The organism is Sinorhizobium glycinis, assembly GCF_001651865.1.
Classification (GTDB): domain Bacteria; phylum Pseudomonadota; class Alphaproteobacteria; order Rhizobiales; family Rhizobiaceae; genus Sinorhizobium; species Sinorhizobium glycinis.
The window spans coordinates 245,846-261,214 of the sequence record NZ_LPUX01000068.1 but is presented as its reverse complement, the minus strand read 5'-3'; the positions used below and the strand labels follow the sequence as shown (position 1 = coordinate 261,214).

The following is a 15,369-nucleotide window of genomic DNA, read 5'->3' as shown; positions in this document are numbered from 1 at the left end:
CATGGACCGAGTCTTCCTGGAATATTATGAGGAAGAACTCACACATATCCGCGCTCTCGCCGCCGAGTTTGCGGACATGCATCCCTCGATCGCTCGTAATCTTTCCCTGGACACAGTCCCCTGCCCCGATCCCTATGTCGAACGCCTTCTCGACGGTGTGGCCTATCTCGCCGCTCGCACCCGCCAGAAAGTGGACGCGGAGAGCGCACGTTTCTCCCGAAGCGTGCTCGAGAATTTCTATCCCGATCTCGTCTGCCCGGCACCGGCAATCGGCATGGCTTTGCTGAAGCCCGGCCAGCAGGTCCAAACCATGACTGGGGGACATCTCGTCAAGCGTGGGACACGGCTGGTTTCGAGTGCCCGCCCCGGAATCTCGACACGGTGCATCTATACCACCGCACAGGACGTCGTGCTCTGGCCGCTGACGATCAGCTCGGCCACCTACATCCAGGATCGAAGCGCGCTCGCATCGGCGGGGATAGGCTCGATCGGCGGACAATCCGGCGTGGCCGCATTGAGCATCGTCTTCACACGAACCGGCAAAGGCAGGCTCAGCGATTTGTCGCTCGATCGCCTCGATCTTTGTTTCGCTGAAAAGAGCAAGGCACCCTCGCTCTTCGATACACTCTTCGGTGCCTGCTGTGCCACCGGCGCTCGCCCGGAAGGACGCGGTAATCCGCTGAGCGCACTCGCCGAGCCGGAGATGGTCGGAATCTCGGATGAGGAGGCGCTTCTGCCGCGCACGCGCGAAACTTTCGAGGGGTACAGGCTGTTGCGCGAATACTTCGTCGCGCCAGAGAGATTCCACTTCGTGCGGGTCAGAGGGCTGCAGCCGGTCGTCCGTCGCTGTGAAGCTGGGCTCGAACTGGTGTTTGTCCTGCGGCGTACCGCCCCCGAGCTCGCTAATATCGCAGCAACTGATCTCGAGCTTTTCGCGACGCCGATCATCAATCTGTTCGAGCGTAACTGCAACGTCATCGAACTCGATCCGAGGCGCACACGGCAGGTGCTCCATGCCGATCGGACCCGCCCAAGCGATTTCGAGATCTATCGCCCGATCCGGGTCGAAGATGCTGACGTCGGTGGGGCGGACGCCGAGATACCGGCGCTCTTCAGCCTGGGCCAGAATCGGGGGAACGGCTATGTATATTTTACCGAACGCCGCCCGCGGCGACCGAACGAAGACGAGCTGCGCCAGGGGCAAACCCGGACTTCCTACATTGGTGACGATGTCTTCGTGACGCTTTCGCGTCCCGCCCACTCGAAGGCGGCGCGGCCACCGAAACGAATCGAGGTGACGGCGCTCTGCACGAATCGTGACCTGCCTATTTTGGACGACACACCGTCGCTCTCCCTCGAAAGCGGCGATCCGGTCGAGACTATCCGGCTTCTGGGAGCAGTGCGGCCGCCGGTGCCTTCCATTCCAGCCACGCTTCCGGCTGGAGCTGTGGATGCCACGCGAGCTGATGAGCTTGCCTGGAGGCTGGTGGCGCAGCTTTCGCTCAATTTTCTCAGCCTGGCAGAGGAAGGCCGCGGGGTGGACCCGCTTCACGCCATGCTTGAGCTTTACGCGCACCGCGGAGATCCCAGCCTCAGCCGGCATGTCCGCGCGATTGCAAGGGTCGAGTCGAGGTCTGTGATCGAACGCCTCCCCATTCCGGGGCCGATGTGCTTCGGGCGGGGCACCGAGGTCACCCTTCATATCGACCAGTCTGTGCTTGCCGGGCACAGCGCGTTGTTACTCTCCGGCCTGCTTTCGAAACTTTTTTCCCGCTATGCGTCGATCAATGCGTTCGTGCGAACCCGCGCGCGAGTGATCCAGAAGCAGGAGGATGTGCCATGGCCAATGATGCCGGGCAATCGCAACCTGATCTGAGTAAGGACGCCAGGCCACTCCCGACGGAGTTCGACTTTTTCGAGCTCCTCAGGCGCCTGGAGGGGGGCGGAAGGCTCTTCGGCCAGGCTGGGCGACCCGATCGGGAGCCAGCGCGGCTTGGACAGCATGTGCGGCTCGGATTCGCGGTGCAGGACGTCGCAAACGTCGAAATGGCGACTGAAAAGGCGCCAGCCCGGGTTACCGTGACAAATATCGGGTTACTCGGGCCAGAAGGTCCGATGCCTCTCTACCTGACACGTTGGGTGCTGGATCGCCTTTCGCAACGCTGGTTCACAACGGCCGACATGCGTGAGATCAGCGATACGACCTTTATCGACTTTGTGAACATCCTTCAGCATCGAATGATCGCGCTTTTTTACCGCGCGTGGGCGGATGCTCATCCGGCGGTGCAGGTCGGGCGGCCAGGCGGCGGGCGCATTCGCGCGTTGCGGGCCGGATTGGCAGGTCTCGGCCTCAGTGGTCAAGGACACGGTGAGCCCTCCTTGATCAATGAAACCAAGCTACGTCATGCGCCGGCGCTCGCCAATCAAATAGAAGGGCCCGAGAGACTCACTCGGTTTCTTGCTGACCTCTTGAAAGTCCCGGTGCGCCTTCGGGAATTCGTCGGCACCTGGACCGCCATACCGGTAGGGCTTCAGTCCCGACTTGCCAGCGTCCATGTTCGACTTGGCCGAAGCGCCACGATCGGCCCCCGGATATTCCAACGCCAGCAGAGACTAGAGCTCTGCCTGGGGCCATTAACGCTTGCCGACTACATGGCCTTCCTCCCCGGCAGCGAACGGTGCGAAACCCTGAAAACAGCGATCGGGGAGCTGGTGGGATACGGGCTCGACGTCGACGTCAGGCTCGTGCTCAAGCGGGATGAAGTTCCTTCGGCACGTCTGGGAGAAGCGCGGGTCGGGCACACGGCGTGGGTCGCTCCACGGAAAGATCGCGATGACGCAGAAGATCTTTGCATGCGCACGGTCAATGGCTGGCGGCCCGAAATGCTGGAGGCTGCCGAATGCTGATCCTTACTCTCGAGCAATCGCCCCAAATGCAAGCCGTTCGCCAGATGAGCCTCGTCGAGGGCGAGCTTGTCATCGGCCGCAGCGCCGAGGCCGATTGGCGGCTCGACGACCCCGACATGTATGTCTCTCGGGCTCATTGCACGATCGCATGCGTTCGCGGCCAGTATCTCGTGACCGACACATCAAGCGGCGGGCTGTTCATCGACGGCTCCCGAACTCCGCTCGGGGCGGGGAATTCCGCCCCACTGCACGATGGCGCTCGGCTGCAACTCGGCAATTACGTCATCCGCGTCGACTTCCAAGCCGCACCCGCTGAGCGGGTTCCCGAACAGAAGGCATCGCCGCCCATCGGCTTCGAGAAGGACACGTTCTTCTCGGGGCGGAGCGAGCCGTCGCCACCTCCCCAACGACCAGCCGGGCTGCCGGATCCATTTGAACAACCGGCCGATCCGGACGAAGGTGATGCAGTAAAACGCCCACCGATGTTTGACGATCCATTCAGCCTCGACCCGGCATCGACATCGGGCCAACACGAGCAGTCCTGGGATTTTCCCTGGCCGAGCCCACCACCGCAGCCGCCCGTCTCGGAAACCCAGGCCACGGCGATACCCGTCCCGGGACAGCAGGCGAAGCCGGCCCCGACAATGGCGGCTCCTTCCGAACCTGATCTGCGCGAAGCCTTCCTGCGCGGGCTGGGGCTGAGCGCCAGCGAGTTTCCGGCCTTCGACCCGGCCGCCGAGATGGAGAATTTCGGCCGAGAATATCGGATGATGCTTGAAGGACTGATGCATCTCCTGCGCAAGCGTTCCGAGGAAAAGAACGAGGCACGGGTCGTTCAGACAGTAGTGGGAGCATCCGATGTCAACCCTCTCAAATTCCTGCCCACGGTGGACGATGTTATCGCAACGTTTCTAGCCCAGCGCAGCGTCGGCTTCCTTCCTCCACAGGCGGCGATCAGCGGCTCCATCCGCGACCTCGCCCACCACCATGTGAGAACGTGGCGCGGCGTCCAGGCGGCGCTTGCGAGGATGATCGAGCGCTTCGACCCGGCAACACTTGAAGGCGAGCTGAAGTCGCGCTCGGCGTTGGACGCGCTGCTTTCCGGTGGACGGCGGGCGAAACTCTGGGAGCTTTATGAGAACCGCTATCGAGAAATTGCCAAAAGCGCGACGACGCGCTTTCTTGGCGAGATCGGCAGCGACTTTCGGGACGGTTATGAAGAGAGGGAGAACGACTGATGCTGCATCGACGCGATTTTCTTGTGGTGATTGGCGCGACAGGCCTGATATCGGGCTGCATGAGTGGTCCGCCGAAATCCTCAAACGTGACCGTCGCGGCGGTGGGACAGGCAGGCATGAACCTTGCCGCCGACGGCGGGGAGCGTCCGGTCACCCTCTTGATCCTCAGGCTCAAGGATATTGGAAAATTCAACGCTGCGGATAGCTTTGCTCTTCAAGACCCGGCTACCGCACTCGGCGCAGACCTCGTGGGGTCTGATCAACTGACGATCGCCCCCGGCAAGACCGCCTCGAAGACAGTCGCGTTTCCGCCCGAGGCCACCTACCTCGGTGTCGTCGCTCTGTTTCGGGAACCGGGTGGTCGCACCTGGCGAAGAACCGCCCCGATCAAACCGGAATCGAGTGTCACGGCGAAAGTAGTTCTCAACCGCGGCGGTATGACGCTCGCGCTCGCCTGAATGGAGGGCGTTCAGCATGACGGACGCGAATAAGGTGGTATGGCTGGAGGGGCTCTTCCTCCGCACGCAGCATTTTCAGCAGCAGGATCGTTATACCGAAGCCTTGATGCGAGGCGCGCTGCAGGCTGGCCGGCTCCAGACCTTCGGTTTCAGGTCTCTCGCGCTCGATACCGCACAACTCGAAGCCGGACGGGTTGCCCTGTCATCGGCGCGGGGCATTTTTCCGGATGGCACCCCGTTCGCGATACCCGAAACAATGGACGCCCCGATACCGTTGGCGATAACGCGCGACATGGGGGCCGGTGCGGTGCAACTCGCTCTGCCAGTGGAGCCGCCTGGCGAAGCCAGCTTCGATCCTGCTCATCGCGAACCGACCGGAGCGCGATATCGCGGGCGGATCGAGTGGATCCGCGACGCCGTCCATGGCGGCGCCGATGCTGAAGAGATTGAGATCGCCCGACCGCAAGCCCTGCTTTTATCGCCGGCTCAGGCGACGGGCGGCTACACGGCAATGCCTGTGACGAGCGTCAATGGATTGCTGGCAGATGGAAGCGTTGCGGTCGCTGAAACCTTCCTGCCGCCGGCGCTGACGACCGGTGCTGTGCCCTTCTACGGCAAGCTCCTGCAGGAGGTAATTACCGGGCTCGACCGCATTGCAGAGGCGCATGGCAAGATGGTGCTCGGCGGCGCCGGCCGCAGCGTAGAAAATCTGCTGGTGCTCGATCTCGCCAATACGGCTCGACCCCGATTGGCCCACATACTCCCACAGGAAGTCTTTCATCCAGCCGAGCTCTTTCTCGAGCTCAGCGGACTGGCTGGCCGAATGGCGACATATGGTTCAGGCTCCAGGCGACTGACGGAGCTTCCCACTTACGAGCATATGGCGCCCGGGCCGGCCTTTGCTGCGCTGGCAGACACCTTGCGGTCCCTTATCCTGAGCTTGCGTTACGTCGAGCCGAAGTCGCGGGCGCTGCCCGTCGTGAAGCATGCGACCAATGTATGGAAGGTTCGCATAGACAATCCCGAACTGCTGACGACGAGCCGCATCGTTGTACGCGTCGGATGCGATGTCTCAGAGGATACGCTTCGCAAGATTTTTGTCGACCAGGTGACCGTCGGTGCTGCGGACGAATTCGAGGCGCTGTGGAAGTCTCGACTGCCCGGCATTCGCCTCAAGCCTCTTCACTCGCAGCCGCGGGAAATTCCCTATGACGGGGACCGTCTCTGCCTGGAGCTGGATCAGCGCAGCGAGCATTGGGAATCACTTCTTCGTTCGCCGGGATTCGTGATTGGCGTTTCCGGTATTTTGCCCAGCGAGCCGCAAGTAGACTGCTATTCGGTAAGCAGGTAGCGCCCATGGCAAGTGAGGACCCATTCGGCCTATCGGAAGATCAGGGCCGCACGCGTATCCGCCCGCCGCCCGGCGCAATGCGAACCGTTGCGACCGGTCCCTTGACCAGGCGCGCGCGATGCCATCCCAACACGTTGATCAATGCTTTCGCCACGCTCCTGGAATTTGCGCCCGAACTTGAGAATGCCTTGCCACCGGGCAATCCGGAAGCGCTCAGAACAAGGCTGATGGAGGAACTGGTCACAGCGCGCGATGCCGCCGTTGCCGCGGGGGCGAACCTGGCTCGGGCAGACGCCGCCGCCTGGGCCGTCGCTTCGCTTCTCGATGATCTGGCGCTCAACACGCCATGGGGCGGCTCGAGCGCGTGGCCGCGCCAGCCTCTCGTCGTCATGCTCCGTGGAGACGTGGATGCGGGCGCACAGTTCTTTGCCCGATTGGAGGAACTGGAACGCCATCCCGGCCGCGACCGTGAACTGCTCGAGTTGCACTACTTCTGCCTGGCGCTCGGCTTCCGAGGCAAATATCGCGTGCCGGGGCGTGCAGGTGACCGTTCTTTGAACGCTGTGCGCGCGGCAGCTGCCCGCTTCCTGCGGGACGCGGATGGCGAGAGTGCGCCGCTCTCACCGAGGTGGGAGGGCGTCATGGCAGCCGACGAACCTTCCCGCTTCGCCATTCCGATCTGGGTGCTCGCAGTCGTGGCGGTGATGCTTGCGACCGCAATTTACGTGCCGCTATCGATGCGGCTGGGAGCCAAGGCGGAGGAACTGGCGACCCTCGTTCGGTCACTACCGCCGCCGGAGCGGGCCGAAATCTATCGGCCAAACAGGCGCACGCCAGCGCCGGATGCGCCGCCGGTGCAACCGGTCATCTTCGAGCTCTTGCCCGAATTTCGGGCCGCCGCGCCTCCTACTCTTCTCCCGGCGTTGAAGGGCAAAGAAAACGCCTCTTCGGTGACACTCCTGCTTCAATCGAGCAATCCGGAACTTTTTCAGTCTGCACGGGCCGAATTGACGAAAAGCTTCGAACCGCTCGTCGCCTCAATTGCTGCCGTGCTCAAGGATAATGCTGAATTGATCGGAAGTGTTACGATCGTCGGTCACACCGATAATGTTCCACTTCAAGCTACCAATCCCCTGGCAAACAACCAGGGCCTGTCCGAGGCCCGCGCTGCAACGATTGCTGCTTTGCTGGCGGCCAGCGGCGTGCCTGCTGAAAGCCTGCGCTCGCAAGGACGTGCGGCAACGCAGCCCCTGGCGAAGAATGATACTCGCGAAGGCCGGGCCGCCAACCGCAGGATCGAGCTCCTGATCGCAAAGAGGCTCTGAGATGAGGTTATTCCGGTTTCTCTGGGCTGTCCTTACCTCGCGCTGGCTCTGGACTTTCATCGGCCTGATCCTGCTGTCCCTGATCATCTGGATATTCGGCCCTATCGTCAGTGTCGGAGAGAGCGCGCCGTTAGCATCGGAGACGGTGCGGCTGATCGTGATCGGCGTTCTGCTCCTTCTGTTTCTCCTCTGGTGGATCGCGGCGCAGCGCCGGGCAATCCGCGCCAATCGGATTTTCGTATCGGAAATCGCGCCCCAACCGGAAGTGCCGCCGACCCCTGCAGAAGAGGGCGTCGCCGCGGTGGGGGCAAAGTTTCAGGAGGTGATGAGCGAACTGAAGCGTCGCAAGGTCGGGGGCCGGAAGTTTCTGAGGGAAATGCCCTGGTACGTGATCATAGGCCCGCCGGCGACCGGCAAGACCACGGCGCTGCGGCAGTCTGGACTGAGTTTCCCTATCGACCTCACCGACGATTTGCACGGGGTCGGCGGGACCCGCAACTGCGACTGGTTCTTTTCGGAAGAGGCCGTACTGATTGATACCGCCGGGCGCTACGTTCAACAGGAGAGCCAGCCCGAGGTTGACGCAGCCGAATGGCTGGGCTTCCTCGATCTTTTGAAGAAGCACCGGGGCCGTCGCGCCTTGAACGGCGTAATCGTGGCGCTCTCCGTCGAGACGCTTTCGGAAGGCGATGCGGCTATCCGCGCACATGGTCGCCAGATCCGCAAACGACTGACCGAGCTTCAGGAACACTTGAAGATCCGCTTGCCAGTCTACCTGATGCTAACCAAGGCGGATCTCATAAAGGGCTTCGAGACCTTCTTCGGGGGGCTCTCGACGTCCGATCGCGAGCAGGTGTGGGGAGCGACCTTCCCGCCTGGAGCACGCATCGACGGCAGTGACGTCTCACGGGAATTCGCGGCGCTGACCGGTGTACTGGAACGGCGTCTCATTTCGCGTCTCGAAGACGAAGAGAACCTTGCCGACCGGGCGGAGATATTCCGTTTCCCTGCTCAGGTTGAGACCCTTTCCGAGCCGGTGCGCGTTCTGGTCGAAACCGTGTTCGGTGAAAGCCGCTATGCGGAAAGCGCCTGGTTGCGCGGTATTTATCTTACCTCGGCAACGCAAGAAGGGACGGCAATCGATCGACTGACGGCCGCTCTCGCATCGTCCTTCGGCCTGCCGGCACAGCCGGTCTCCCCCATGCCGCGGACCGAGAAGCGCAGCTTTTTCCTGAGGGACTTGCTTTCGAAAGTGATCTTCAAGGAAGCGGGCCTCGGGACTTTCGATCCCGCCGCAGAAGAACGACGTATCTGGATATGGCGCGGCGCCGCTGTGGCCGCAGCCGGATTGGTGCTCGTCGCCGGTCTGATCTTCACGATCTCCTATCGCAAGAATTACGCGGCGCTTGCTGCGCAAGCAGAACAGCTCGAAGCATTGCAATTGCCGCTCACTCCGGTTGCTGCACGTCAGGCGCCACTCGAACCACTCGATCTCGATATGGCGCTCGAGGCCGTCACCGAGGTTTCGAATGCCCATAGCGAGCCGCCGGCTGGAATTGCGGCCTTGATCGGCCCTTCCGCTGCGACCGAGATCAGGCAGGCTCAGGCCGACGCCTATGACCGCACACTACGAAACATATTGGAACCGCGTATGGTCGCGCTGCTCGAAGCAACGATGTGGCGCCAGATCCGCGACCCGGAATTCCAGCTCGGCGCTCTGAAGACGTATCGCATGATGACCGGGCTGTCGCCGATGGACCCCGAATTCGCCGAACAATGGTGGACCGAGCGACTGCCTGAATTCGCGCCCGTGCCGCCATTCCGGACGGAAACGGCCGCCGATCATCAGCTCGCCGCGATCGCCAATATGGCTACGGATCAAAGTCTGATCTCTCCCGATGAGGCACTGGTAGGCGAAGCATTGCGCAGCATCTGCTCGATTCCACTGCCCGTGCGCGCCTATAACGCACTGCTCTCCGATCCGGAGGTCAGGACGCTGAAAGAATGGATCCCCGCGGATCACGTCGGCCCAAATGGCCCGAAAGTTCTCGCTCGCCGCTCGGAGAAGACCTTTAGAGTAGGGATCAGTGGGGCGTTCACGTATGAGGGCTTCCATAACGTGATCCTTGCCAGGCTGGAAGACGTGGCCGCGCAGGCAGCACTCGACCGTTCCGTCTTCGCAGGCGGCTGCTCGGAAAGCGCCAGCCCGTCGGTCGCGTCGCTTGCTCAGGACATCCTCAAGCTCTACTACGACGACTACATCTCGCAGTGGGACAGCTTCCTGCGCGATGTCCGGCTCGCGCCACTGGGAGACCTGCAGACGGCAAGCGAGAATCTCAAGGATCTCTCCAGCGCGGATTCTTCAATGAAGCGGCTGCTGGACGCCATCGTGCATGAGACGGAACTGACCCGTTCCGAGTCCGACGGCGGTGGCAAGGCGCCGGCCGGAGCATCCAAGCTCTTGTCGAAGCTTGGCAAGATTGGCAAGCTTGCCAAGAAAGGCGTGAAGCTGATGCCCACCGCCGGCTCGAAGTCGGAAGTGGATCTCTCGGGCGTATTGGTTGCCGAGCATTTCAAGCCCATCAAGGGCGCGATCGCCGAGGTCGACGGCCAACCTCCAGCACTCAATGATGCAGTCGCGGCGCTTACTGCGCTTTCGAACATGCTGCAGACCGTATCGGCAAGCCCCGATGCCCAGGATGCAATCAAGCGGCAAGGCGGCTTGGCCGAACTCACGGGCGCTGTGGCAAAGCAGGCCTCGACCCTGCCCGACCCGCTCGACGACTGGCTGGCGGGCATCGCCGGGGACACGAGCGGCCTTACAACGGAAGCGGTGACCTCAGAACTCAACGCCATCTGGCGCGCCGACGTCCTGCCCTTCTGCCAGGCTGCGCTCACGAACCGCTATCCGTTCGTTCCTGAGAGCGCAATCGATGTCAACGTCGTCGACTTTGCCCGCATTTTCAGTCCCGGTGGACTGATCGACAGCTTCATAAACAATCACCTGGTCAGCTACATCGACGTGACTCGGCACCCCTGGAAGTGGCGCTCCGACATCCGGCTTGATTCCTCGGCTCTGGCGGCGCTGGAACAGGGTCGACTAATTCGCGACAGTCTTTTCCCCGGCGGCGCCGGACCGATCTTGACCTTTACGCTCGAGGCCAAGGACCTTTCGCCGACCGTTGGCCGCGTGACGCTGAACGTCGACGGGCAAAGCCTCTCCTACTACAACAACCCCACTCGACCGCAGCCGATGACCTGGCCAGGCAAGGACGGCACCGGCGTGATCACCCTTGCCTTCCAGCCGATCGACGGGTCGCCCGAGGTTATGGTCAGCGAGACAGGAAGCTGGGCATTGCTCAGGATGCTGCGTGCGGGGCGTTTGACCAAGACCGAGCTTCCTGAACTTTACAGGCTGCGGCTTGCCGCTCAAGGTCATTACGCGGACTTTGAACTTCGGGCCGCAAGCGTTGCCAATCCCTACGATCTGAAAATGTTCGCGAGGTTTACGTGTCCGACGCGGCTTTGATCCTGCCGGGGTTCTTCGGAAAGCTACCGACGACGGGGGATTTCGTCACGCGCGGCCTGCCCGCCTCGTTCGTTGGCGCATGGGATCGCTGGATCTGCCGACACCTGGTTCATCGGTTCTCGCAAGGTTCGATCAAAGAGCATCCTGTTTTGCGCTTTCTGCTCGGGAGCGAGGCCTTCGGGCCCATGACGAGCCCGATGACGGGCGTTGTTATGGCAAGTGCCGACCGTGCCAGCCGGCCGTTTCCTCTGACGATTGCTGCTGCGCCTCCGGTTGCGGCAAGCGATATTGTGACTGCGGCTGGGGAGTGGTTCGGTTCGTTGGAGGCAGCTGGAATATCAGCGTGCGAGGGTCAACTCGACGGCGACGGCCTCGCCGCCCGCCTGACCTCCCTTCCCTTTCCCGCAATCGCAGCCAAGGGCGATCTGGTGCGGCGCATGGTGTTCTGGGTTCGCGGGTCCAAACCGATCGAGGTTAACCCGGACGAACCCGAATTGACGCTCCGCGAACTCCTTTGCGAAGATCTGAGGTCTGGCTGATGCAGATCTGGAACCAGACCGGCTTTGCGACCGAATTCACGATGGGCATGGACCAGGCCGGGCACGAGTACATCGTCGTCGTCGTCAAGGGGACATTCGACTTTCCCGAGACGCCGGGCGGTCCTGTGCGTAAATCATCCGAGCAGGTGCCGTTGGTGATGGCCGATACTCATACCGGTAAACCGGGTTTTTCGGCCACTCTGTGGGAGACGGACTTCGCCTTCCGCAAACCGCGCTGCGACGTGATCGCTAATGGGTGCGCCTATGCACCGGGCGGACGTCCCGCCGAGCGTGTTCGCGTCGGCATCAAGCTTGGTGAATGGTCAAAGACCTTCGACGTGGTGGGGGACCGCGAATGGCGCGCCCGCGGGCCGCTCTTTGCCGCAACGGCACCGTTGCCGTTCCTGCGACAGCCATTCTCCTACGATACAGCCTGGGGCGGCACAGACCACCTCGATCCTGACGACAAGCTTCCCGCGAGCTATCAGCTCAATCCCGTTGGCACGGGGTGGGCCCGACCAAAGAACCAGCACCTTATCCCCGGACTGAAATTGCCCAACACCCAAGCCATCGGCGAGGACATCCGCTCGCCTTTCGGCGACTACCGGCCGATGAGCTTTGGCCCGATGGGGCGCGGCTGGCCGGGCAGAATTGAATTCGGCGGCACCTATGACCAGAACTGGATCGACAACATCTTCCCGTTCTTACCGCCGGATTTCGACGAGCGCTATTTCCAGATGGCGCCACCCGATCAGCAGATCAGCACACCAAAGGGAGGCGAAGAGGTGGTGCTCGTGAACCTGACCCCCGCGGGCCGCGAGAGCTTTCGTCTCCCCAGCACCAGCTTGCCAATGACGCTGTTCAGGGGGTCTGAGGCGGCCTTCGAGGGCTCGATACCGCCCGACACAGTCTTGTTCGACCTGGAGCACCGGCGCCTTTCGCTGGTGTGGCGGGTCTCGCAGCGGATCCACCGGACAATCCTGGACTTCAGCGAATGCTGGGTTGGGCCGCCCACACGATCCATGCTGCGGGCGCGCGCCACGGGTCGACGCTACATCCGCGCCACTGGGATAGAAGAAATCGAGGACGAAGCGGTTTGAGCATCCCGATCAACATCGTCTCCATCGGCATGGTGACAGCCGTCGGCCTCGACGCCCCCTCCGCCTGCGCGGCGATGCGGGCGCATCTGGACGGCTTTCAGGAGACGCGCTTTCTTGGATCTGGCGGCGATTGGCTGATCGGTGCTCCGGTGCCCCTGCCGCGCAGCTGGATAGGCGAAAAGCGCATGGCCCATCTGGCCGCAGGTGCTATCTGCGAAGCCTTCGAGGCAGCGCCTGAGGCCCGCGACCAGACCGCGGTCATTCTCTGCCTTGCCGAAGAGGATCGGCCGGGCCGCCCTGCCCCTGATGGCGCCCGACTCCTTCGTCGCATTGCGGAGATCGTGGAAAGTTCGCCGCACGGCCGCTCGAGAATCGTTGCCCATGGGCGCCCCTCCGGCCATGTCGCCCTTGAGCAGGCACGCCGGATGCTCGCGGCCAACGAGGCGCCATACGTGATGATCGCCGGCGTCGACAGCTATCTGACGGCGGAGGCCGTTGCTCATTACCTCGCCCATGATCGCCTCCTGACCCCGGACAATCCCAATGGCTTCATTCCTGGAGAGGCGGCAGCAGCCGTGCTATGCACCCGCTCGCAAAACAGCGGATTTCTCCTTTTCGGGCTCGGTCTCGCCCGCGAGCAGGCATTCATCTACAACCCGGGCGACCTGCCTCTACGCGGCGACGGCATGACGTCTGCCTATCGCGCCGCATTCGATGAAGCCTCCATCGAAATGAATCGGCTCGGCTACCGCATCGCCGACCTGATCGGCGAACAATTTTGGTTCAAGCAATCTGCGTTGTCGAGCCTGCGCCTGCTGCGCGGCCGTCATGAATTCCAGGACATCTGGTCGCCCGGAGAAAGCCTGGGCAATGTCGGTGCGGCCGCCGTACCTGTAATGATTGGCATGGCTCTCACCGCCGCCCGCAAGGGCTACGCAGCCGGCCACCCTGTTTTGATCGAAGCCTCCAGCGATTCCGGAGCCTGCGGCGCCGCACTCTTTACGGCGAGGCCCGCCTGATGGGTGACGTCTACGCCAATGGGCTCGAGATTTCCGGCAAGGCCGTGAACGCCAGAACTATTGCAGTCTTTCCTGACGTCTGCTTTACGCCGCCGGAAAATCCCGCGACCCCACCCGGAGTTCCGATCCCCTATCCTAGTTTTGGTTTTGCCTCAGACACTGAAAACGGGACTGGTACAGTCAAGATCGGCGGCCAGACCGTTAACATCAAAAACAAGTCTGATCTGTCGAGAACATCAGGTACAGAGGCGGGTTGCGCGGCCAAGAAGGGCATAATCACGTCAAAAAACACCGGAAAGGAGTACTTTCACTCTTGGTCGAATGACGTCAAGTTCGACGGGGAGCCGGTAATTCGCTTCACCGATCTCGCGACCAACAATCATGCTTCCCCGACCGGCAACACGGTCACATGGCCCCATATGGCCGGGCTGAAAGTCGGTGGTCGGAAGTGTGAAACTCTCCTTAACAAATATCAGATCCGTCTCCATCAGCATTCGAAGGCAAAGTGCCCCCCGGGACACGAGTCCGAGCACTTCGTACGCGTCGGATGTTTTCAGAGCAGCCGTAAAGAGAACAAGTCCTTTACACGGTGGAAGGAGTACGACAACCAGACCGCGCCGTGTATTTGCATGCGCTCGCGAAAGCACAAGAAGGGGGGAGGCTTTCAGAGCGGCTCAGGTAGCAAAAAGGGAACGCCCCACAACCTGAAGACCAATCAAGAGGCCGACTTCTTCCGAAAGGAAAAGAAGCGACGCAGGAAGCCTTCGCTCAAGAATGCGATGGAAAAGTCCCTTGCTGCAGTGGCGAAGAACGAACCCGCAATAAAGAACGCGCCGCCGAAGGACGCCAATGACATAATTGAATGCCTACGGCTTGTGATGATAAATTATCTCCAAGACGTCGTCCGACCCAAGAAGACGCAGACCGAACTGAATGCAATGACGGTAGGTAGGTGATGACGGACGATTCAGAGCCGCGTCTCGAGGATTATTCGCCCGACGAGATCGATGTCGAGGCAATTAGCGCGTTTCACCTCCGACGGGATCTCTTCTGCGCATCGGTTCAGCTCAGTGATCAGAACAATGAGGCGGGACGGTCGTTCCTGGTGCGGATGTCACTCGCCGAGCAGATTCGCTACGAGGTCTTGCTGGAGATCGAGGACCTCATTCTCTCCCATGTCAGCCTGTCCTCGCGCGAACATATCGCATTGCAGGTAGGCGGAACGACACATCACCTCAGCAACGGTACCATTGCAACCGCTGAAGGACCGGAGGCGTTTACTAACAGACTCTGGCATCTGGATGAACACACTGTTTACCTCTACGGGGACGAAGGAACTGTCTGCTTTGCGCGGGGCACCGAATGGGTACCGATCAAAGCGGTAACCACAGCGTTTCTGCGTGCCATGCACGGTCCGGGGCCTGAGCTGATCCACGTGGCGGGTGACCACGGGACACTGCTTCACCTGGATGGATTGCGCTGGCGCCCAATCTCTCTCGGGTTCAACCACAGCATCTCCGCCTTGCAGGTCGCGCGTGACGGCGACGTGTATCTCGGCTGCGAGAACGGCTTCTGCGCTCGCTACGCAAATGAAGAACTCACCGAGATCGCCGGACCAGGGACGCAGATTTACTCGATATGCGAGTTCGCGGGGAACCGATACTGGGGCGATGATGAGTACGGGCTTTACATCCAGAAGGAGATGAAGCTGGTGCCTTTCAGATCACTTGGTTTCGTCTATGCCATGCATGCCACGGAGGCTTTTCTTGTCGCAGTAGGTTGGAAAGAAATTTTCGCGTTTAACGGACGAGAGTGGTCAGGGGTAGAGTTTGGCTATGACGGAAGTCTCTTCGTTCGCCGGATCGATATGACCCGTGAATTCCTCTGAGGATAAAATCTTCGA

Annotated in this window: 12 protein-coding genes; all 12 read left to right on the top strand. The window is 61.5% G+C overall.

Going from position 1 to position 15,369, the window contains the following annotated elements:
• Position 1 precedes the first annotated feature (1 nt).
• The 12 genes from tssF to AU381_RS27555 are packed head-to-tail and all read left to right on the top strand — an operon-like array spanning position 2 to position 15,354.
• Positions 2-1,876, top strand: coding sequence for a type VI secretion system baseplate subunit TssF (gene tssF, locus AU381_RS27610; RefSeq protein ID WP_064244771.1), 1,875 nt, complete (start codon positions 2-4; stop codon positions 1,874-1,876).
• The gene (gene tssG / locus AU381_RS27605) at positions 1,840-2,907 is read left to right on the top strand and encodes a type VI secretion system baseplate subunit TssG (protein WP_064244770.1); all 1,068 of its coding nucleotides are present in this window, start codon (positions 1,840-1,842) and stop codon (positions 2,905-2,907) included. The genes tssF and tssG overlap by 37 nt, the downstream gene beginning before the upstream one ends.
• The gene (gene tagH, locus AU381_RS27600; protein WP_064244769.1) at positions 2,901-4,145 is read left to right on the top strand and encodes a type VI secretion system-associated FHA domain protein TagH; all 1,245 of its coding nucleotides are present in this window, start codon (positions 2,901-2,903) and stop codon (positions 4,143-4,145) included. The genes tssG and tagH overlap by 7 nt, the downstream gene beginning before the upstream one ends.
• Positions 4,145-4,603 carry a type VI secretion system lipoprotein TssJ gene (tssJ, locus tag AU381_RS27595; protein WP_064244768.1) on the top strand — a complete coding sequence of 153 codons (459 nt, stop codon included), beginning with the start codon at positions 4,145-4,147 and terminating at the stop codon, positions 4,601-4,603. Before tagH ends, tssJ begins: the two co-directional genes overlap by 1 nt.
• 16 nt (positions 4,604-4,619) lie before the next feature.
• Positions 4,620-5,954: a type VI secretion system baseplate subunit TssK gene (tssK, locus tag AU381_RS27590; protein WP_064244767.1), complete on the top strand. Its 1,335-nt coding sequence runs from the start codon at positions 4,620-4,622 to the stop codon at positions 5,952-5,954.
• A gap of 5 nt (positions 5,955-5,959) precedes the next feature.
• Positions 5,960-7,279, top strand: coding sequence for a type IVB secretion system protein IcmH/DotU (gene icmH, locus AU381_RS27585; protein WP_064244766.1), 1,320 nt, complete (start codon positions 5,960-5,962; stop codon positions 7,277-7,279).
• A gap of 1 nt (position 7,280) precedes the next feature.
• Positions 7,281-10,808, top strand: a complete 3,528-nt coding sequence (gene tssM, locus AU381_RS27580) for a type VI secretion system membrane subunit TssM (RefSeq protein WP_064244765.1) — start codon at positions 7,281-7,283, stop codon at positions 10,806-10,808.
• Complete coding sequence (gene tagF / locus AU381_RS27575) at positions 10,790-11,347, top strand: type VI secretion system-associated protein TagF (protein WP_064244764.1); 558 nt, start codon at positions 10,790-10,792, stop codon at positions 11,345-11,347. Before tssM ends, tagF begins: the two co-directional genes overlap by 19 nt.
• The gene (locus AU381_RS27570) at positions 11,347-12,447 is read left to right on the top strand and encodes a DUF2169 family type VI secretion system accessory protein (RefSeq protein WP_064244763.1); all 1,101 of its coding nucleotides are present in this window, start codon (positions 11,347-11,349) and stop codon (positions 12,445-12,447) included. Before tagF ends, AU381_RS27570 begins: the two co-directional genes overlap by 1 nt.
• A complete protein-coding gene (locus AU381_RS27565; RefSeq protein ID WP_064244762.1) occupies positions 12,444-13,466 on the top strand; it encodes a beta-ketoacyl synthase N-terminal-like domain-containing protein in 1,023 nt (340 codons plus the stop codon). The genes AU381_RS27570 and AU381_RS27565 overlap by 4 nt, the downstream gene beginning before the upstream one ends.
• Entirely contained in the window at positions 13,466-14,422 is a 957-nt protein-coding gene (locus AU381_RS27560; protein WP_064244761.1) for a DUF4150 domain-containing protein, read from the top strand. The genes AU381_RS27565 and AU381_RS27560 overlap by 1 nt, the downstream gene beginning before the upstream one ends.
• The gene (locus tag AU381_RS27555; RefSeq protein WP_064244760.1) at positions 14,422-15,354 is read left to right on the top strand and encodes a hypothetical protein; all 933 of its coding nucleotides are present in this window, start codon (positions 14,422-14,424) and stop codon (positions 15,352-15,354) included. The genes AU381_RS27560 and AU381_RS27555 overlap by 1 nt, the downstream gene beginning before the upstream one ends.
• The last annotated feature ends 15 nt before the right edge of the window (positions 15,355-15,369 follow it).